Here is an 18,744-nt window from a genome sequence, read left to right on the forward strand (position 1 = left end):
GTGCGTCAGACTACTGACCTTCGGGGAGGCGGCGCAGCGCGGCCGCGAACATCGCGTCGGTGCCGTGTCGATGCGGCCACAGCTGAACGTAGGGGCCATCGCCAAGCGGCACCGGCTCGAACAACGGGCGAGTATCCAAGGCGCACACCGGATGTCGCCGCAGTGCGTCGGCGACAACGCCCACGGTTTCGGCCAGATGCGGTGAGCACGTGGCGTAGAGAACCACGCCACCGGGCCGGGTCAACGCGATCGCCGCGCCCAACAGCTCGCGTTGCAGCCTGGCCAGCACCGGAACATCCGCAGGCTGACGACGCCAGCGCGCCTCCGGCCGACGCCGCAACGCGCCCAGCCCGGTACACGGAACGTCGACCAACACCCGGTCGAAGCCCGGCCGCAGGCCGGTCTGCCTCCCGTCGACCCGCAGCACCTCGACCGGCAGCCCCCGGGTGTTCTGGGCGACCAGCTCGGCGCGCGGCTCCGAGGGCTCCACCGCAGTGACCCGGGCACCCGACGCGGCGCCCAATCCAGCCAGCAGCGCGGTCTTGCCGCCCGGTCCCGCGCACAGGTCGAGCCATCGGCCGCCGTCGCCGTCCACGTCGGCCACCGTCAGCGCGCGGGCAACCAGCTGGCTGCCCTCGTCCTGAACCAGGGCCTCGCCGTCGCGCACCGGCGCCAGCTGCCCGGGGTCGCCTCCGGACAGGTACACCGCGAAGGGCGAGTAGCGGCCCACGGTCCCGCCCCCCGCCGGGCCCAGTGCAGAGGCCAGTTCAGCAGCGCTCAGCACCCCCGGACGGGCCGCCAGGTGCACCTGCGGACGTTCGTCGTCGCTGGCCAGCAACGCGTTGAGCTCGCCGGCCGCCGGGCCCAGCGCGTCGGCGAAGGCCTGGGCGATCCAGCGCGGGTGCGCGTGCACGAACGCGGCGTGCCCGATTCGGTCGGCGGCAGGGTCGGGAGCGAGTTCGGCCAACCAGGACTTCTCGTCCCGCCTGGCGATGGTGCGCAGCACACCGTTGACGAAACCCGCTCGTGCCGAATCGAATTCGATTGCCGCCTGGTCGACGGTGGTGGACACCGCGGCGTGCGCGTCGACCCGGGTGCGCAGCAGCTGGTAGGCGCCGAGCCGGAGCAGATCGAGCAGCACCGGGTTGATCGCCTCCGGCTGCCGGCCGGCGGCGGCGCCGATGATCGCGTCAAGCAGGCCGCGCATGCGGCACGTGCCGTAAGTCAGCTCGGTGGCGAAGGCGGCGTCGCGGCCGGTGATACCGCGTTTGCGCAGCAGCGCGGGCAAGGCCAGGTTTGCGTACGCGTCGCGGTCGCTGACGGCCCGCAGCACCTCGAACGCGGCCGCGCGCGGCGGGTCCAGCGGCTTGCGGCGCCGCCCTGGTGGTTTGGGACTCATGAGGCCCGCGCGTCGGAGTCAAGCCGCGCGCCGCGCGCCCAGTCGACGGCGTTCATGGGTTTCTTTCCCGGCGGCTGAATGTGGCCCAGCCGCACCGGTTCCGAGCCGGTGCCCACCCACACATTCTTGCGGTCGACGCGAATACCGCCGGGCGGCAACGGATCTGGTGACCGCGTGCCGCCATCGAGTTGCACCGGTCCGAGTTTGACCCGCAGATCACCGATCAGCGTCCACGCGCCGGGATTGGGCGTGACGGCACGGATGCGGCGTTCGACCACCGGTGCCGGCAGGTCCCAGCGCACCCGGGCCTGCTCGACGGTGATCTTGGGTGCCAGGCTGACACCCTCGGCCGGCTGCGGCCGCGGCGTCAGCGCGCCGTCGGCGATGCCGTCCAACGTGGCGGCGAGCAGCTGCGCACCCGAAATCGCAAGTCGCTCAAGCAGATCGCCCGCGGTCTCGGTCGGTCGGATGGTCTCGGTGACGACACCGTAGACCGGTCCCGAGTCCAGGCTCGGCTCGATCTGGAACGTCGTGGCCCCGGTGATGGTGTCCCCGGCGGCGATGGCCGCCTGCACGGGGGCCGCCCCCCGCCACGCGGGCAGCAGCGAGAAGTGCAGGTTGATCCAGCCGCGCGGGGGCACGGCGAGCAGACCGTCGCCCAACAGCGCACCGTAGGCCACCACGGCGCAGCAGTCGGGCGCCAGCTCCGACAGTTCGGCCACGAACTCGACCGAGTTGGGCCGCGACGGCCGCAGCACCGGAATGCCGCGTTCGAGCGCCTCGCGGGCCACCGGCGACGGTTCCGGTTTGCCACGCCGGCCGGATACGGCATCGGGCCGGGTGAGTACGGCGATCACGTCGTGGTGTGGCGAGTCGATCAGTCGGCGCAGCGCGGGCAACGCGGGTTCGGGGGTGCCGGCAAAGACGAGGCGCACGGGCTATTAGAGAGAATCCGCGTCGATGTCGAGTGAGACGGCGGGCTCGCCGCCGGCGGTGGTGAATGCGGTCAGCGCGCGTACCAACCCGTGGCGCTCGGACTCCGGCATCTTCTCGACGATGCGCGCGATCTCGGAGCGCCGCTGGCTGGTGACCTGACGAACGATCTTGCGGCCGCGCGGGGTCAGCGCGGCCAGCAACTCCCGTCGCGAGGTCGGGTGCGGCAGCCGGTCGATCAGGTCGGCGCTGACCAGTCGATCGACCATCCGGCCCGTGGCCGAGGGTTTGACTCCCAGCAGGCCGGCCAGCGTGGCCAGGTTGATCGGGCCCCGAGTCGACAAGATCACCAGCGTCCTGAACTGCGGAATGGTGATGTTCTCGTCGATCAGGGCGATCGAATTCGCGGAGATGCCAACCAGCAACCGGGACGCCGTCAGCAACGCGTCGGTGATCGCGTCAAGTGAGTCGTCACCCGCTGTTGCATCTTCGGCAGGCATCGCCGCTCCCTCGAGCCGTGGACCACGCAGCATACGTTCGGGCGAGTGTAACAAGGCGTCAATGTAGTACCGATAAATTGTTGCCTATACGCACCATAGTCCGGCGCCGACGGCCCACTTTCCTTACCCCCGGCGTTTTTCCGGCAAATACCGGCCTCAGGACGCGCGTTGTGATACATCCATTCCTGCACACCACTACCCGTGTCCGGGGTGCGAGGAAAGCGAGCACTATGTCATTCGTGAACGCGGCGCCGCAGGCGCTGCTGGGGGCGGCCGGCGATTTATCTGGCATCGGTTCGGTCATCGGTGATGCCAATGCGGCCGCCGCGGCGCAGACGACCGCAGTGCAGGCCGCGGGCGCAGACGAGGTTTCGGCGGCCATCGCGGCGTTGTTCGGCGCGCACGGCCAGGCATATCAGGCGCTGAGCGCACAGGCCGCGACGTTTCACGACCAGTTCGTGCAACTCATGAATGCGGGCGCGGCGCAGTACGCCGGCGCCGAGGCCGCCAACACCAACCCCCTGCAGCCGGTGTTCGACGCGATCAACGCCCCCACCGAAGCGCTGCTGAACCGCCCGCTGATCGGCAACGGCACCGACGGCACCGCCGCGAGTCCGAACGGCCAGGACGGCGGACTCCTGTTCGGCAACGGCGGCAACGGCTACTCACCGACCTCCGACGGCTCATCCGGCGGTAACGGCGGTTCGGCCGGACTGCTCGGCAACGGTGGGTCCGGTGGCAACGGCGCGGCCGGGATCGCCGGCGGCGGCGGAAGCGGCGGCGCCGGCGGACACGGCGGATGGCTGTTCGGTACGGGCGGGGGCGGCGGCAACGGCGGAGCCGCCACCACCGCCGTCGCGGGTTTCAACGGTGGTAGCGGCGGGTCCGGCGGCGACGCGGGATTGTTTGGAGCCGCCGGAGCCGGCGGCACCGGTGGCGACGCCAACGGCGGCAACACCGGCACGGTCACCGTGCAGGCCGGCAGTGGCGGCGCCGGCGGCAACGCCGGGTTGCTCGGTGACGGCGGAGCCGGCGGTCACGGCGGCGCCTCTCGAACCGCCGTGCAAAGCGGCGGCAACGGCGGCGCCGGCGGCTCCGGCGGTCACGGCGGGTTGCTCATAGGCTCAGGTGGGGACGGAGCGGGTGGCGGCAACGCCGACACCACCGACGGCAGCGGAGGCAACGGCGGCAGCGCCGGGTTGTTGTTCGGGACCGCCGCCAACGGCGGGGACGCGGGCACGGGCGGCAACACCGGCGGGGTCGGCGGCAATGGTGGCGCCGCCGGGCTGTTCGGCGCGGGCGGAATTGGGGGCGAGGCCTTCGGGTCCGTCGCCCATGCGGGCAACGGCGGAGCCGGCGGCATGATCTGGGGCGTCGGGGGCGCCGGCGGCGACGCGAGCGGCACCACCATGGTCGCCGGAAACGGCGGCAGCGCAGGATTGTTGGGCAGCGGCGGCATGGGCGGCTCGGCCAGCGGGACCGGGGCAACGGGTGGTAACGGGGGCAACGGCGGGACGCTGGCCGGCGACGGCGGCAGCGGTGGATCCCAGTTCAACGGGGGCGGCGCCAACTCCCACGGCGGCAACGGCGGCAACGGCGGTTTCCTGGACGGCAACGGCGGCAACGGCGGCTCGACCGTCGCCGGAGGGATTACCAGCACCGGCGGCAACGGCGGCAACGCCGGGGCAATCGGCAACGGCGGCAAGGGCGGCGACTCCGGCACCCAGCAATTCCAGGGCGTCGCCGGGCACGGCGGCAACGCCTGGTTGATCGGCAATGGCGGTAACGGCGGCGACTCCGGCGCCAAGAATCCGCACGGAACGGCCGGCTACGCCGGCACCGGCGGGTTGTGGTACGGCCAGAACGGTCAGCCCGGGCAGTTGGTCTGACGCATCACCCGATGTGTAGCGGGTCGATCTGGACCCGCACCGGCTCGTGTGTCTGCCGGGCACTGAGCACGCTGACACCGCGGCGCAGCGCGGCCGCCAGCGCCAGACCCTGATCGCGGCGCACCCGCACCAGCATCCTGGTCACCGGGGTGCCGGTCGGCGTGCCCGCGGGCCGTCGCACGCCGGGCGGCAGATCGACCGGGCCGAGCAGATCCGCGTCTTCGGGTAGGTGCGCCTCGTCCAGCAACGCCGCGACCGGCGCCGCGGTGCCGTCCAGCGCGGCGATGTGCACGCTGGGCGGCAGGCCCACCTCGGCGCGCGCCACCAACTCGGCCTCGGCGTGGCCCACCGGATCCCAACGGATAAGCGATTGCACTGTGGGAATGGATGATTCGGCCACCACCGTCACCACACCGCCGTCGCCGCGGGGCCGCACCAGCGCGGCCGCGCTCATCCAGCGCCACAGCGCGTTCTCGGCCGCGCGCAGGTCTTGCCGGCCCAGCAGCGCCCAGCTGTCCAGCAACAGGGCCGCCCCGTAACCGTCCACGGCGCGCGGCTCGGCCCCCGGCGTGGCGACCACCAGCGCGGGCTTGGCGGCCACTTCCGACACGATGGCCTCGCCCGCGGAGGTGACCACGGTGGTCCCGGAGAAAGCCCGGCCCAGTTCCTCGGCGGTGCGCCGGGCCCCGAAGACCACGGCGCGCACCGCGTCCGAACCACAGCGCGTGCAGCGCAGCGCCGGGTCGACGCGGCCACACCAGCGGCAGACGGTGCCGGGCGCGGCCCGCTCGGTCAGCGACAACGGACCGCTGCAGTGCCGACACCGGGCGATCGTGCGGCAGCGCCCACACGCCAGCGACGGCACGTAACCGCGGCGCGGCACCTGCACCAGCACCGGCGCCCCGGCTTCGAGCGCGGACCGGGCGGCGCGCAGCGCGACGGAGGGCAGCCGGGCGGTGCGCGCTGCCGGGTCGCGCTCCTGGTCGTAGCCGCCGTCGTCGAGGGCGACCACCCGCGGGGTGCGCGCCCGCACTACGGGCCGCGCGGCGACGATGTCGTGCGCCCATCCGCTGCGCACCAGCGCGTGCGCTTCGGCGGTCCGGGCATAGCCACCGATCAGTGCCGCGCATCGGGCCTGGTGTGCGCGCAGCATCGCCACCTCCCGGGCGTGCGGATACGGTGCCCGCGGCTCGGCCAGCGTGTCGTCGGCGTCGGCCCAGACCAGGACCAGGCCGAGGTCGCTCAGTGGCACGAACACCGCGCTGCGGGTGCCTATCACCAGCCGTGCGCTGCCGCGCAGCGCGGCCAGCCAGCGCCGGTAGCGGGCCGCGGGCCCGAGGCCCGCCGACAGCGCCACCACGCTGCGCTCGTCGATGCGGGCCGTCGCGGCGTGCCACAGCGTGTCCAGATCTCGCTGATCGGGCGCGATCGCCAGGACCGCCCGGCCGGTTCGGATGGTCTGCGCGGCGGCCTCGGCGAACCGGTCGGCCCACGATTCGCCCGGCAGCGCCTGCCAGACGGCGCGGGCGGCACGCGACTCGGCCAGGGCCGCCAGAAACTGCGCGCCGCGGCCGTAGGTCTCCCAGGCCGACGGGTCGACCGGCGCGACCGTCAGCGGGCTGGGGAGCGTCGTGGCTTCGCGCTCTACCCTGGCATGCCGGGCCGGCACCGCCAGCCGCAAGACGTCCGGGCGGGTTCCGGCGTAGCGCGCCGCGACCGCGTCGACCAGTCGGCGGATTTCCGGCGTGAGCACCGCTTCGGCCGACACCACGCGATCGAGCCAGCCGAGCTTGCCCGTGTGATCGGTGTCGTTGCGGCGCTCCAACACAAAGCCGTCGACCAGCCGGCCGTGGAAGCGCACCCGCACCCGCACGCCGGGTTGGGCATCGTCGGACTGCTCGGCCGACACCAGGTAGTCGAACTCGCGATCCAGATGCGGCACCGACAGCATCGGCAGTACCCTAGCGATCGGCTCCACCTCGACGGGCGTGGGCAGACCACGAGATATCTTGGTGCCCAACGATACTCAGCTGCCGTCGAAGATCACGGTGTCGTCTTCGGAGGCGGCGTCGAGGTCGCGGCCAAAGAAGAACCCGGCTGTGATCAGGATCATCGCCCCGGCGTACAACCACCAGATCGGCACGGCCAGCGCCTCGTTGCCCAGGATGAACCGGCCGATGGCGATCATGGCGTCCGACGCGGCAAAGCACCCCGCGCCCACGGCTGTCCAAATGGTCGGCAACTGCGCCAGAAACGCCACACAGACCATCAGGGTCAGCACCCCGATGTAGGCCGCCACCGGAATCTTGTCGCCGCCCAGGTGCGGCCAGAACCAGCCCAGCAAAACCACGGACACCAGACACATCAGCGTGACGCAGGCGACGCGCACCGGCGACGGCTTGGCCCGCGGCACCAATGGCAGCAGCGCGGCCAGGAAACACAAGTGCGCCAACAGGAATGCCCCCAGCCCCAAGATGAACGACTGCGTCCACCACGGAATCGCCAGCAACCAATCCCCGGCGGCCGAGAACAACAACGCCGGCATCAGCCACCGGCGCTCGCGGACGCTCGGATGCGCGGTCGCGGCGAACGCCAGCAGCACCGCCATCAACGCCTTGAACACCGGCTGCAGAATCCAGTGGCCGGTCAGCGGAACGCCGGGCGGCGAACGCAACGCGATCACGGTCAAATACACGCCATAGGCGATGCCCGCCCAACCGGCGACCACCCAGCCGCCGGCCACCATACGAGGTGCGTACGGTACCTCCATGCCCAATTTGGACAAAACAGCCGAGGAAAAGCCGAGTATCGACCCCATTCTGTTGAAGGTACTGGATTCGGTTCCGTTCCGGCTATCAACGGAGGACGGAATCGACGCGGTACGGCAACGATTGCGCGACCTGCCGCGCCGGCCGGTACATCCCGAGTTGCGCGTCGAAGACCGCACGATCGACGGGCCCGCGGGCGGAGTCCCGATCCGGATCTATTGGCCAGCAACGGAATCCGTCCCGGGCGCGGCGGCGCCGGTGTTGGTGTACTTCCACGGCGGCGGATTCGTCATGGGCGACCTCGATACCCACGACGGCTCCTGCCGGCAACACGCCGTGGGCGCCGACACGATAGTGGTGTCGGTCGACTACCGGCTGGCGCCCGAGCACCCCTACCCCGCCGCCGTCGAAGACGCTTGGGCCGCAACGGTATAGGTCGCCGAGCATGCTTCGGAGTTGGGCGCCGACGCCAATCGGCTGGCGGTCGCCGGGGATTCGGCGGGCGGCACCATCGCCGCCGTGGTCGCGCAACAGGCGCGTGACAACGGCGGTCCGCCGATCTGTTTCCAGCTGTTGTGGTATCCGTCCACGCTGTGGGACCAATCGCTGCCGTCGTTCACCGAGAACGCCACCGCACTGGTCCTGGACACCAAGGCCATCGCCAACTTTTCCCGTTGGTACGCCGGCGAAGTCGACCTGTCCGACCCGCCGCCGGGAATGGCCCCGGGCCGGGCGCAGAGCCTGGCCGGCCTGCCCCCCGCTTACATCGGGGTGGCCGGCTTCGACCCGCTGCGTGACGACGGCATCCGCTACGGCGAACTGTTGGCCGCCGCCGGTGTCCCCGTCGAGGTGCACAACGCCGAGACGATGGTGCACGGCGATGTCGGCTACGCCGGCGTGGTGCCGGCCGCCACCGCCGCCGCGGATCGCGGGCTGGCGGCGCTGCGAACTGCACTGCGGCGGTCGGGCGTACGGTGATCGCATGACTCAGCCGACCACCACTCGACCCGGCATCGATCCCATGCTCAAGGCGCTGCTCGACGCCGTTCCACTGACCTTCACCGCGGCCGAGGGTGTCGAGGTCGCCCGTGCGCGACTCGCCCAGCTGAAGGCACCGCCGGAAATGCTTCCTGATCTGCGGATCGAGGAACGGACGGTGGAATACGACGGCCTGCGCGTGCCGGTCCGGATCTACTGGCCGCCCGTCGCGCAGCGGGACAACCTGCCCGTCGTCGTCTTCTATCACGGCGGCGGCTGGTGTCTGGGTGACCTGGACACCCACGATCCGGTCGTCCGCGCGCACGCCGTCGGCGCGGAGGCCATCGTGGTGTCCGTCGATTACCGGCTGGCCCCCGAGCATCCGTTCCCGGCCGGGATCGAGGACTGCTGGGCGGCGCTGCGCTGGGTCGGCGAGCATGCCGCCGAGCTGGGCGGCGACCCGAAACGCATCGCCGTCGCAGGTGACTCCGCGGGTGGCAACATCTCCGCGGTCATGGCGCAGCTGGCCCGCGACAACGGCGGCCCGCCGCTGGTGTTCCAGATGCTGTGGTACCCCTCCACCACAGGGAACATGTCGCTGCCATCGTTCGCCGAGAACGCCGACGCACCGATCCTGGACCGCGACGTCATCGAGGCCTTCGTCGGCTGGTACGTGCCGGGAACGGACATCAGCAACCCTGGCGCACTGCCGGCGACCCTGGCCCCGGCCAATGCCGCCGACTTCTCGGGCCTGCCACCGGCCTTCATCGGCACCGCCGACCATGATCCGCTGCGCGACGACGGAGCCCATTACGCCGAGCTGCTGCGCGCCGCCGGGGTGCCCGTTGAGCTGTCCAACGAGCCGACGATGGTGCACGGCTACGCCAGCCTGGCCTTGGTGTCGCCGGCCGCCGCCGAAGCCACGAACCGCGCGCTGGCCGTGCTGAAGAAGGCGCTGCATAGTTGACCCAGATTCCGGACTATCAGGTACTGATCGTCGGCGCCGGATTCTCCGGGATCGGCGCGGCGATCAAGCTCGACGAGGCCGGATTCGGCGACTACCTCCTCGAGGCCGGCGACGGAGTCGGCGGTACCTGGCACTGGAACACCTATCCCGGTATCGCCGTTGACATTCCGTCGTTTTCCTACCAGTACTCGTTCGAGCAGAGCCCGGACTGGTCGCGGACCTACGCTCCCGGCCGCGAGCTGAAGGCCTACGCCGAGCACTGCGTCGACAAGTACGGGATCCGGTCGCGGATCCGGTTGCGCACCAAGGTGTTAAGCGCCTCGTTTGACGACGGGTGCGGTGTGTGGCGGTTGCAGACGGACCCCGGCGGCGAGGTGACCGCGAGGTTCGTGATCAACGCCTGCGGCGTGCTGACCACGCCCAAGCTGCCCGACATCGACGGCGTGGACTCCTTCGACGGCGTCACCATGCACACGGCGCGCTGGGATCACACGCAGGACCTGGCCGGCAAGCGCGTTGCCGTCCTCGGCACCGGGGCCTCGGCGGTCCAGATCATTCCCGAGATCGCGCCAATTGTCGCGCACCTCACCGTTTTTCAGCGGACCCCGATCTGGTGCTTCCCCAAGTTCGATGTGCCGCTGCCGGCGTCCGCGCGCTGGGCGATGCGAGTTCCCGGCGGCAAAGCCATCCAACGTCTGCTCAGCCAGGCCTATGTCGAGGCGACCTTCCCCATCTCGGCGCAATATTTCACGGTGTTTCCGCTGGCGCGCTGGAGCGCGTCGATGGGACGGCGCTACCTGCGCGAGCAGGTCGACGATCCCGACGTGCGCGACCGGCTCACCCCGCGGTATGCGGTGGGCTGCAAACGGCCGGGCTTCCACAACGACTACCTGGCGACGTTTAACCGCGCCAACGTGCGACTGGTCACCGAGCCGATCGACAAGTTCACGCCGACGGCGGTAGCCACCGTTGACGGCGCGGACCACGAGATCGATGTGCTGATCCTGGCGACCGGTTTCAACGTGCTGGACACCGACGACGTTCTTACCTATCCGGTCCTCGGACGGGGCGGCCAGTCGCTGGGCCGGTTCTGGAGCGAGCACCGCACGCACGCCTACCAGGGCGTCAGTGTCCCGGGTTATCCGAACTTCTTCACCGTGTTCGGTCCGTACGGCTACGTCGGGTCGTCGTACTTCGCGCTGATCGAGACGCAGACCCACCACATCCTGCGCTGCCTGAAACGGGCGCGACGCGACGGAGCGACGCGTGTCGAGGTGTCCGAGGAGGCCAACGCCCGCTACTTCGCCGAGGTGCTCCGGCGGCGGCACCGGCAGGTATTCTGGCAGGACAGTTGTCGGCTGGCCAACAGCTACTACTTCGACAAGAACGGCGACGTCCCGTTGCGCCCGACCACCACGGTGGAGGCGTATTGGCGCAGTAAGACTTTCGACCTCGACGACTACCGGTTCACCGGCTAGGGCTGGGCTCGGCGACGAACATGGCGAAAGAGTTTGCACGCATCGATGACTCGCTGCGGGAGTTCATCGAGCAGCAGGCCATGTTCTTCGTCGCCACCGCTCCCTCCGAAGGCGGCCGAATCAACCTGTCCCCCAAGGGATACAGTGACACCTTCGCCGTGCTCGACGACCACACCGTCGCCTATATCGACCTGTTCGGCAGCGGGGCCGAGACGATTGCTCACCTGCGCGACAACGGCCGCATCACCGTGATGTTCTGCTCGTTCACCCGCAACTCGCGCATCCTGCGGTTGTACGGAACCGGACGGGTTGTTCGTCCGGACGACGACGAATTCGATAGTCTCAGAGTATATTTCGCTAACCTGCATCCGGGAGTTCGGGCCGCTGTCGTCGTCGACGTCGAACGCATCGCGGATGCCTGTGGGTACGCGGTGCCCTATTACGAACTCGTCGACGAGCGGCCGGTGCTGGACTCGCATCACGCGAAGGCGCCCGCCGAGAAGTACGCTCAGCTGATCGCCGAGCGCAACAGGCGCAGCATCGACGGCCTGCCCGCGCTGGACCCCGACCACCCGCTGCCGCCGGGCCTTTAGTGGTGCGAGTTGGTGGCGAGCAGACGCAAAAGCACCCATTTCGTGCCGAAATGAGGTGCTTTCGCGTCTGCTCGCGGGTACCTGGCGCCGCGCGCGGGTACCTGGCGCCGCGCGCGGGTACCCCGGCCCGCTCCGCTCCCCCTAAGCGTCCCCGCTGACGACGCGCGCCGGTGCACGTCGCGGCGCTGAATCGGCTTGGATGCCCACGCGGCCGCCGCCGGCGCGTTTGGCGTCATACATTGCGGCGTCGGCGATTTCGATCAGCATGTCGATGACGTCGCCGCCTTCGGCGCTGACGATCGGGGTGGCGAGGCTGGCTACGCCAATGCTGGCAGTGATTTTGAAGTCGGTCGCGGCGATGGCCGCACACAACGACGTGGCGCGCGTGGTGGTCTCGGTCAGATCGCCGACCTCGGCCACGACGAACTCCTCGCCGCCGATGCGCGCAATGATGGCGGCGTCGTCAGCTATCTCTTTGGTCAGGTTGCTGACCATGATCAACGCCGAATCGCCGACCTGGTGACCCCGAGAGTCGTTGAGCCGCTTGAAGTGGTCGAGGTCGATCATCGTTACGCAGAGGCGGCGTCCTGCCGTCGACCCGTGCGCAGCCAGCAACCGATCGGCGCGCCGGTAGAAGGCCCGACGGTTCAGCAGGCCGGTCAACGGATCGATATCGGCGCCCGCCACGTCGATGCCGAAGAAGTGCACCATGATGTGACCGGCCGATAGAGCCAGGGTTGCGACCGTCACGACGACATACACGTTCAGCGTGACTATCACGTCGCCACTGTGCTGCCAGGCGGACCACCACAGCCGCGTGGCGGTTGTGACACCGACGCACACGTTGACCGCCTGGACGTAGCCACAGTGAAAGAACGCGATGTAACCGCCTATCAGCGTGAACAATATGCAACCCACGAGACCGATAAGGGGGTCGTGGTAACTGAGACAGATCGCGGCGGTCGCGGCGTCGGCGATGAACGCATACCCGATCGCTTTGCGGCGAGTCGGCCACCGACGGGTCCACCACGTCGCCGCTATGGTCACGCAGACCACCGCGGTGATCGTGACCGTTCGGGCCAGTGGGCCGCGCGGTCCGCTGGCACTGAACAACATTGTCAGCGGCAGCAAGCAGGAAGCGATGGACGCCGCGGCGATCGTCCATCGAATTCGCGTCTCCAGGCCGCGAGCACTCAAGTACTCCGTGAGCCATGTGTACCGATCGGATTCCTGCCAGTGATCAGCCAACGCGGTCCACACTGCTGGGCCCCCCGCCCCACGAGTCCCACGCTTAACTACCTAGCGGTGGGCCTGAACGAAACAGTACGGCTAACAATGTATCTCCGAGCAGGGGTTTCGACACGGCGTTTGGCGGTCCCTGGTAACGCAACCCTCGCCAGCAGACGCAAAAGCACCACATTTCGGTACGAAATGGGTGCTTTTGCGTCTGTTCGCGCAACCTACAGGGCGCGCGCGACCTAAATGGCGCGCTTGAGGTCGTCGACCTTGTCGAGCCGCTCCCACGGCAGGTCGACATCCGTGCGGCCGAAGTGGCCGTAGGCCGCGGTCTGCGCGTAGATCGGCCGCAACAGGTCCAGATCGCGGATGATCGCGCCCGGCCGCAGGTCGAACACCTCGGGGATGACCTTCTCGATCTTGACCGGGTCCACCGCCTCGGTGCCGAAGGTCTCGACGAAGAGACCGACGGGGGCCGCCTTTCCGATGGCGTAGGCCACCTGCACCTCGACCCGCTCCGCCAACCCTGCGGCGACGATGTTCTTGGCCACCCAGCGCATGGCATATGCCGCCGAGCGGTCCACCTTGGACGGATCCTTGCCCGAGAAGGCGCCCCCACCGTGACGGGCCCACCCGCCGTAGGTGTCGACGATGATCTTGCGGCCGGTCAGCCCCGCGTCGCCCATCGGGCCGCCCAGGACGAACTTGCCGGTCGGATTCACCAGTACCCGCACCGACGAGGCATCCAGCGTCTCGTGGGCCAGGTCCTCGAGCACGGTCTTGAGCACCTCGCGCCGGATGTCGGGATCCAGCGTCTTTTCCAGGTCGACGTCGGCCGCGTGCTGGGTGGAGACGACCACGGTGTCCAGCCGCACGGGCACGTTGTCCTCGTAGGCGATTGTCACCTGCGTCTTGCCGTCGGGCCGCAGGTAGGGCAGCACACCGTTCTTGCGCGCTTCGGTCAGGCGCCGCGACAGCCGGTGGGCCAGCGCGATCGGCAGCGGCATCAGCTCCGGGGTGTCGTTGATGGCGTAGCCGAACATCAGGCCCTGGTCGCCGGCGCCCTGGGAGTCCAGCGGGTCCGCGGCGCCCTCGACACGCGCCTCATGCGCGGTGTCGACACCCTGGGCGATGTCGGGTGACTGCGCGCCGATGCCGATGTTGACGCCGCAGGACGCTCCGTCGAAGCCCTTGTCCGACGAGTCATAGCCGATTTCCAGGATGCGCTCGCGGACCGTGTTGGTGATGTTGGCGAATGCCCCTTGGGCCGAGGTCGTCACCTCGCCCACCACATGCACCTGCCCGGTAGTCACCAGCGTCTCGACCGCGACACGTGAGCGGGGGTCCTCCGCTAGAAGCGCGTCGAGGACGGAGTCGCTGATCGCGTCACAGATCTTGTCGGGGTGTCCCTCCGTCACCGACTCACTGGTAAACAGCCGACCCTTCTCGCTCACTCTGTGTCCTTCCGCTCATCCTGAACTAAACGTTAGTTAGGCAAATTATTTTAGGTGTCTTAACTCAACCGGCTCAGCCGGGCAAATGCAACTTGGCGGCTAACCGACGTCACCGTGCAAAAACGTGACGATCGCGTCCACGATACGGCTAGCCATCAGCGTCTTGGACCCGTGCTGCAGCGCCGACTCGGTCCCGTCGGACGTCAGCAACCAACCGTCGTTGTTGTCCACCTCGAACGCCCTGCCGTCGCCGACGGCATTGACCACCAGCAGGTCGCAGCCCTTGCGCCGCAGCTTCGCCCGGGCATGGAACAGCACATCGCCGTTGGCGTCACCGGTCTCGGCGGCAAACCCCACGATGGCCCGCATCTTGGGCAGCTGGCCGTGAGCGCGGGCCCGCACCGCACCGGCGAGCACATCGTCGTTGCGCACCAGTTCGATGCTCGGCGGCCCCTCGTCCCCCTTTTTGATCTTGGCGGCGGCGACCTGCGCGGGCCGGAAGTCGGCGACGGCGGCGGCCATCACCAGCACGTCCGCGTCGGGCGCGTGTTTGGACACCGCGTCGCCGAGTTGCTGGGCCGAGCTGACGTGGACCACCTCGACACCGGCCGGGTCGATAAGCCCCGCGGTGTGCCCCGCGATCAGCGTGACCTCGGCGCCGCGCTGCGCGGCCACCCGCGCGACCGCGTAGCCCTGCTTGCCGGAGCTGCGGTTGCCGACGAAACGCACCGGATCGATCGGCTCCCGCGTGCCGCCCGCGGTCACCAGCAGCTTGCGGCCGGCGAGGTCGTAGGGCAGGGCGTCGTGCCGCTCCAGCAGCAGATACGCCAGGGTGGTGATCTCCTCGGCCTCGGGCAGGCGTCCCGCCCCGCTGTCGGCGCCGGTGAGCCGCCCTGAGGCGGGTTCGAGCACCACCGCACCGCGACGGCGCAGCGTGGCCACGTTGTCGACGGTGGCCGGGTGTAACCACATCTCGGTGTGCATCGCCGGCGCGAACAGCACAGGGCAACGCGCGGTCAGCAGGCTCGCGGTCAGCAGATCGTCGGCCCGGCCGGCCACGGCCCGGGCCAGCAGGTCGGCGGTGGCCGGCGCGACCACCACCAGGTCGGCTTGCTGGCCGAGGTGGACGTGCGGCACCGCTGGAACGTCCTCGAACACGCCGGTGTGCACCGGCTGACCCGAGAGCGCCTCGAAGGTGGCGGCGCCGACGAAGCGCAGGGCGGATTCGGTGGGGATGACCCGGACGCTGTGACCGGCCTCGGTCAGCTGGCGGACGACGGTGCATGCCTTATAGGCGGCGATGCCTCCCGAGACGCCGACAATGACCCGTTTCGGGCTCCCCTTGCCGTCCATGACGCCGGGCCCCGCCCCGTTACTCGCCCTCGGTGTGCTCGAGCAGGTCGGCGTGGATCTCGCGCATCGCTATCGACAGCGGCTTTTCCTGCAGGCCCGGCTCGACCAGCGGACCGACGTATTCGAGGATGCCCTCGCCGAGCTGGTTGTAGTAGTCGTTGATCTGCCGGGCGCGCTTGGCCGCGTAGATCACCAACGCGTACTTGCTCGAGACGCGGTCCAGCAACTCGTCGATGGGCGGGTTGGTGATGCCCAGCGGGGTGTCGTAGGCGCGCGGACCACCTGCGGACGGGTCGAACTGATCCACGGGGGGCACCGCGGCCAGCGAGTCGGACTGGGGAATACTCACGTAAAAGTCTCCTGGCAGGATTATCGGGGGTTGTTGGGGAGGCCTGCGCCTGGTCCGGCGCTGTTTCTAACCAGCAACGATACCAATTCTGCACACGCAGATTCCAATTGCCTGTTAACGACGACCTCGTCGAAGTCGTGTTGGGCGGCCAGTTCGATGCGCGCGGTGTGGAGCCGGCGCTGCATAGCCTCAGCCGTTTCGGTGCCACGGCCGACCAGTCGGGCCTGCAGATCCTCCCAGCTGGGCGGCGCCAGGAACACGGTGATGGCCTCGGGCATCGCCTTCTTGACGGCCCTGGCCCCGGCCAGGTCGACCTCGATGAGCACCGGATGGCCCGACCTGGTGGCCAGGCGCACCGGCTCGGCCAGCGTGCCCGACCGTTGCAGCCCCCCGTGGATCTCGGCCCACTCGAGCAGGGCGCCGTCGTCGATCAGTTGCTGGAAGCGGGCGGGACTGACGAAGTGGTAGTCGACGCCGTCGACCTCGCCCGGCCGCGGCGCCCGCGTCGTGGCCGAGACGCTGAAGTGCAGGTCCGGTACCCGCTCACGCAGACACCGGACCACCGATGATTTGCCGACGGCCGAGGGACCGGACAACACGACCACACGGCCGGCGCCCGGCCCCCCGCCGGCGCTCACCGGCCTAGGAGCCGAACTTTTCCAGCAGTGCCTTGCGCTGACGATCGCCGAGGCCCCGCAGGCGGCGGGTCGGCGCGATCTCCAGCTCGGTCATGATTTCCTGCGCCTTGACCTTGCCCACCTTCGGCAACGCCTCCAACAGCGCAGACACCTTCATCTTGCCCAGAACTTCGTCGCTCTCGGCGTCCTTGAGCACCTGTGTGAGGTTGGTGCCGCCACGCTTGAGCCGATCCTTGAGCTCTGCTCGTGCTCGACGTGCGGCAGCAGCCTTCTCCAACGCGGCCGCGCGCTGCTCGTCGGTCAACTGGGGAAGGGCCACGATTCCTCCGTATCTCATCGATAACTATCGATCTCTTTTTGTCTCGGCCGGGTACTCCAGCCAGCGGGAACGACCGTACTCACGCTTCGGAACGAAATCTAACCCGCCCCCCTCGTTTTGTGGACAAATGCCCAGCGTGGGCAGTGCGCAAGTTGGTGGTGGGGGCTGCTTCGGGCGTCGTTAAGGGCTTCGGGACATGACGGCGTCACGACCGGCCCCTGAGCTCCGGTAGGGGGTTCTAGCAGGGCTTTTAGGGCGTTTTGTCGCACCGACGCGCCGTGGCGGCGGTCTCCGGTGGTCGGGTGCGGCGGGTGGCGGCAGGCCGTCGCAAGTCTTGGCGCGGTGAATCACGGAAATTCGCGCGTGTCGCGCGTGTCGCGTCCCGGGGCGTCGGGCCTTGGCGCTGGCGTCGTCGTGAGCCGGATCGGGATGTTGTGCGGTACGAAGACTGCCGCGGCGACCGGATGAGCTGCGACTGACTTTCGAAACTCCCCTGCCTCCTCACCGGACTTGTCTCACGATTTGTGGCACGTGGTTGCCGCAGGCCGATGATCTGCGGATTTCTGGGCGGCCCGGGTCAGCGCACCCCGGACCCGAAGTTGCGAGCCGGAAGTACGTTGTTGCGCAACAGAATTCAATAGGTTTCAGTGCCGTCCCCGCCCGGTCACCCAGGGTCCTCATAGGGCGTCGTGCTCACGGGCACCTCAGATTCTCACATCGCTACCTCTAGCCACATCCAGAACACTGGCCCACGTCGGGAGCACAACCCGATGTGCCCGCCTCTGCGCGACAACTTCATTCGCGGCACGGCGCCACCGAACACAGTCGCTCAGAGCCGGGCACATCGGGTGACAACCGACGCACAGACGCATGTGACAGTTGTGCCGCTGCGACGTGGCCGCCCACGATGGGCACTGAGCCACGTCGAGTCTGCGACCGTGCTCGTCGCACAGAGCTGCGACTGACTTTCGGGACTGCCCTATCTCGTCCGATTCGAGCTGGCGTTCAGTTCTGTTCGGGCCTGTTCGATTTGGTCGTAGACGTATGTCGCCATATCGGTGGGGGTCATTGCCTCGCCCTGGCTGGCGAGCGATTCGTAGGTCGCATCACCGAGCACCTCGCGAAGGTGAGCGATCGCGGCGTTCAACTCCGACATGGCGGCGGGGACCGGGAATTGGGCGGCGAATCCGGCGATGGTGGCCGCCGGCTCGTATCGTCCGAGCTGGTCGAATAGTGGGGCGAGAAACCCCAGGGGGCCGCGGATCATGTAGGTGTTGCCCGAGTCGTGATAGTTGCCGATCGCCATGGTGAAGTAATCGAAGGCGGCCAGCGGGTCGCCGTACTGGGCCTCCGCGCGGCACAGGTTGGTAGCAAGGTGTGACAGGGCGGAGCGGTTGCCGCTGTCTTGGGCGATCACCATTCCACGGCGGTGGGCAGCGAGCGAGCCGGCTGGGTCGGCGTCGTAGATGGCCCAGCCGTAGGCGAGCAGCGCAATTGAAAGCGCGTACGGGTTGTCTGTCGCTTCGGCCGCCTCGATCAAACCGTTGGCGACCGCCATCGCCTCGTCGAAGGAGCCGGTAACCGTCAGCCCCATGAGCAGGCACACCGTGGTCAACCCGTGGGTGTCCATACCGCGCGCGAGCTGAGCGTGGCACCACTCGATCCACCGTTCGGGCTGCCGCACAGCTACATACGCACCGCCGAGGGAGCATACGGCGTATGGAATGTGGTGTTCGCTTCCATCGCTGATCGCCCGCTCGGCGGCCTCGGTGTAACGAATGCCCGAATCGATCCGTCCGGCCATATAGCAATTCGACGCCACCACATATAGGGTCGCGAGCCGAGGATGGTCGATGGCGCGTGCGGGCTCGATGAGCTCTTCGGCCCACG

The 18,744-nt window shown here is 69.0% G+C and carries 15 protein-coding genes and 2 pseudogenes; 5 read left to right on the top strand and 12 right to left on the bottom strand.

Features of this window, described 5'->3' with window-relative positions; genetic code table 11:
- Window positions 1–10 precede the first annotated feature (10 nt).
- The 3 genes from JO236_RS18855 to JO236_RS18865 are packed head-to-tail and all read right to left on the bottom strand — an operon-like array spanning window position 11 to window position 2,832.
- Window positions 11–1,399, bottom strand: a complete 1,389-nt coding sequence (locus JO236_RS18855; protein ID WP_293333882.1) for an RsmB/NOP family class I SAM-dependent RNA methyltransferase — start codon at window positions 1,397–1,399, stop codon at window positions 11–13.
- Window positions 1,396–2,334, bottom strand: a complete 939-nt coding sequence (fmt, locus tag JO236_RS18860) for a methionyl-tRNA formyltransferase (protein ID WP_293333885.1) — start codon at window positions 2,332–2,334, stop codon at window positions 1,396–1,398. Before fmt ends, JO236_RS18855 begins: the two co-directional genes overlap by 4 nt.
- Window positions 2,335–2,340: 6 nt before the next feature.
- Window positions 2,341–2,832 carry a MarR family transcriptional regulator gene (locus JO236_RS18865; RefSeq protein WP_293333888.1) on the bottom strand — a complete coding sequence of 164 codons (492 nt, stop codon included), beginning with the start codon at window positions 2,830–2,832 and terminating at the stop codon, window positions 2,341–2,343.
- Between the two features lie 230 nt (window positions 2,833–3,062).
- On the opposite strand from JO236_RS18865, the gene JO236_RS18870 reads away from it, so the two are divergent.
- Entirely contained in the window at window positions 3,063–4,721 is a 1,659-nt protein-coding gene (locus JO236_RS18870) for a PE family protein (protein WP_293333891.1), read from the top strand.
- A 4-nt stretch (window positions 4,722–4,725) separates the two neighbouring features.
- On the opposite strand, the gene JO236_RS18875 is transcribed toward JO236_RS18870, so the two are convergent.
- Entirely contained in the window at window positions 4,726–6,672 is a 1,947-nt protein-coding gene (locus JO236_RS18875; RefSeq protein ID WP_293333943.1) for a primosomal protein N', read from the bottom strand.
- Window positions 6,673–6,747: 75 nt separating this feature from the next.
- Window positions 6,748–7,491, bottom strand: coding sequence for a lysoplasmalogenase (locus tag JO236_RS18880; RefSeq protein ID WP_293333894.1), 744 nt, complete (start codon window positions 7,489–7,491; stop codon window positions 6,748–6,750).
- Here JO236_RS18880 and JO236_RS18885 point away from each other — a divergent pair.
- From JO236_RS18885 to JO236_RS18900, 4 genes and pseudogenes are all read left to right on the top strand, one after another.
- Window positions 7,490–8,467, top strand: a pseudogene (locus JO236_RS18885) (alpha/beta hydrolase). The gene JO236_RS18880 and the pseudogene JO236_RS18885 sit on opposite strands and share 2 nt — an antisense overlap.
- A 4-nt stretch (window positions 8,468–8,471) precedes the next feature.
- Window positions 8,472–9,434 carry an alpha/beta hydrolase gene (locus JO236_RS18890; protein WP_293333897.1) on the top strand — a complete coding sequence of 321 codons (963 nt, stop codon included), beginning with the start codon at window positions 8,472–8,474 and terminating at the stop codon, window positions 9,432–9,434.
- A gap of 5 nt (window positions 9,435–9,439) precedes the next feature.
- Window positions 9,440–10,912 carry a flavin-containing monooxygenase gene (locus JO236_RS18895; RefSeq protein WP_416362287.1) on the top strand — a complete coding sequence of 491 codons (1,473 nt, stop codon included), beginning with the start codon at window positions 9,440–9,442 and terminating at the stop codon, window positions 10,910–10,912.
- Window positions 10,913–10,932: 20 nt separating this feature from the next.
- Entirely contained in the window at window positions 10,933–11,505 is a 573-nt protein-coding gene (locus tag JO236_RS18900; RefSeq protein WP_293333903.1) for a pyridoxamine 5'-phosphate oxidase family protein, read from the top strand.
- Between the two features lie 141 nt (window positions 11,506–11,646).
- Here the strand turns inward: JO236_RS18900 and JO236_RS18905 are convergent, their stop codons facing one another.
- The 7 genes and pseudogenes from JO236_RS18905 to JO236_RS18935 all read right to left on the bottom strand — a co-directional run.
- Window positions 11,647–12,753, bottom strand: a complete 1,107-nt coding sequence (locus JO236_RS18905) for a GGDEF domain-containing protein (protein WP_293333906.1) — start codon at window positions 12,751–12,753, stop codon at window positions 11,647–11,649.
- Window positions 12,754–12,983: 230 nt separating this feature from the next.
- Window positions 12,984–14,195 (bottom strand): methionine adenosyltransferase, encoded by a 1,212-nt coding sequence (metK, locus tag JO236_RS18910; protein ID WP_293333909.1) that lies wholly within the window; start codon window positions 14,193–14,195, stop codon window positions 12,984–12,986.
- 99 nt (window positions 14,196–14,294) lie between these two features.
- Window positions 14,295–15,548: a bifunctional phosphopantothenoylcysteine decarboxylase/phosphopantothenate--cysteine ligase CoaBC gene (gene coaBC, locus JO236_RS18915; protein ID WP_293333912.1), complete on the bottom strand. Its 1,254-nt coding sequence runs from the start codon at window positions 15,546–15,548 to the stop codon at window positions 14,295–14,297.
- 19 nt (window positions 15,549–15,567) lie between these two features.
- Window positions 15,568–15,897: a DNA-directed RNA polymerase subunit omega gene (gene rpoZ, locus JO236_RS18920; protein ID WP_293333915.1), complete on the bottom strand. Its 330-nt coding sequence runs from the start codon at window positions 15,895–15,897 to the stop codon at window positions 15,568–15,570.
- Between the two features lie 20 nt (window positions 15,898–15,917).
- On the bottom strand, window positions 15,918–16,535 hold the full coding sequence (gene gmk / locus JO236_RS18925; protein ID WP_293333918.1) for a guanylate kinase: 618 nt from the start codon (window positions 16,533–16,535) through the stop codon (window positions 15,918–15,920).
- 4 nt (window positions 16,536–16,539) lie between these two features.
- Window positions 16,540–16,854, bottom strand: a complete 315-nt coding sequence (gene mihF, locus JO236_RS18930) for an integration host factor, actinobacterial type (protein WP_036355303.1) — start codon at window positions 16,852–16,854, stop codon at window positions 16,540–16,542.
- Between the two features lie 979 nt (window positions 16,855–17,833).
- Window positions 17,834–18,744, bottom strand: a pseudogene (locus tag JO236_RS18935) (adenylate/guanylate cyclase domain-containing protein); the annotation flags it as partial.

Origin of the sequence: Mycobacterium sp., from assembly GCF_019247635.1 — a bacterium.
Lineage (GTDB): Bacteria > Actinomycetota > Actinomycetes > Mycobacteriales > Mycobacteriaceae > Mycobacterium.

Excerpts from the sequence above, each read along its gene's own strand:
- JO236_RS18855 (WP_293333882.1), bottom strand. The coding sequence starts at position 1,399 with ATGAGTCCCAAACCACCAGGGCGGCGCCGCAAGCCGCTGGACCCGCCG.
- JO236_RS18865 (WP_293333888.1), bottom strand. The coding sequence starts at position 2,832 with ATGCCTGCCGAAGATGCAACAGCGGGTGACGACTCACTTGACGCGATC.
- JO236_RS18870 (WP_293333891.1), top strand. The coding sequence starts at position 3,063 with ATGTCATTCGTGAACGCGGCGCCGCAGGCGCTGCTGGGGGCGGCCGGC.
- JO236_RS18875 (WP_293333943.1), bottom strand. The coding sequence starts at position 6,672 with ATGCTGTCGGTGCCGCATCTGGATCGCGAGTTCGACTACCTGGTGTCG.
- JO236_RS18880 (WP_293333894.1), bottom strand. The coding sequence starts at position 7,491 with ATGGAGGTACCGTACGCACCTCGTATGGTGGCCGGCGGCTGGGTGGTC.
- JO236_RS18890 (WP_293333897.1), top strand. The coding sequence starts at position 8,472 with ATGACTCAGCCGACCACCACTCGACCCGGCATCGATCCCATGCTCAAG.
- JO236_RS18900 (WP_293333903.1), top strand. The coding sequence starts at position 10,933 with ATGGCGAAAGAGTTTGCACGCATCGATGACTCGCTGCGGGAGTTCATC.
- coaBC (WP_293333912.1), bottom strand. The coding sequence starts at position 15,548 with ATGGACGGCAAGGGGAGCCCGAAACGGGTCATTGTCGGCGTCTCGGGA.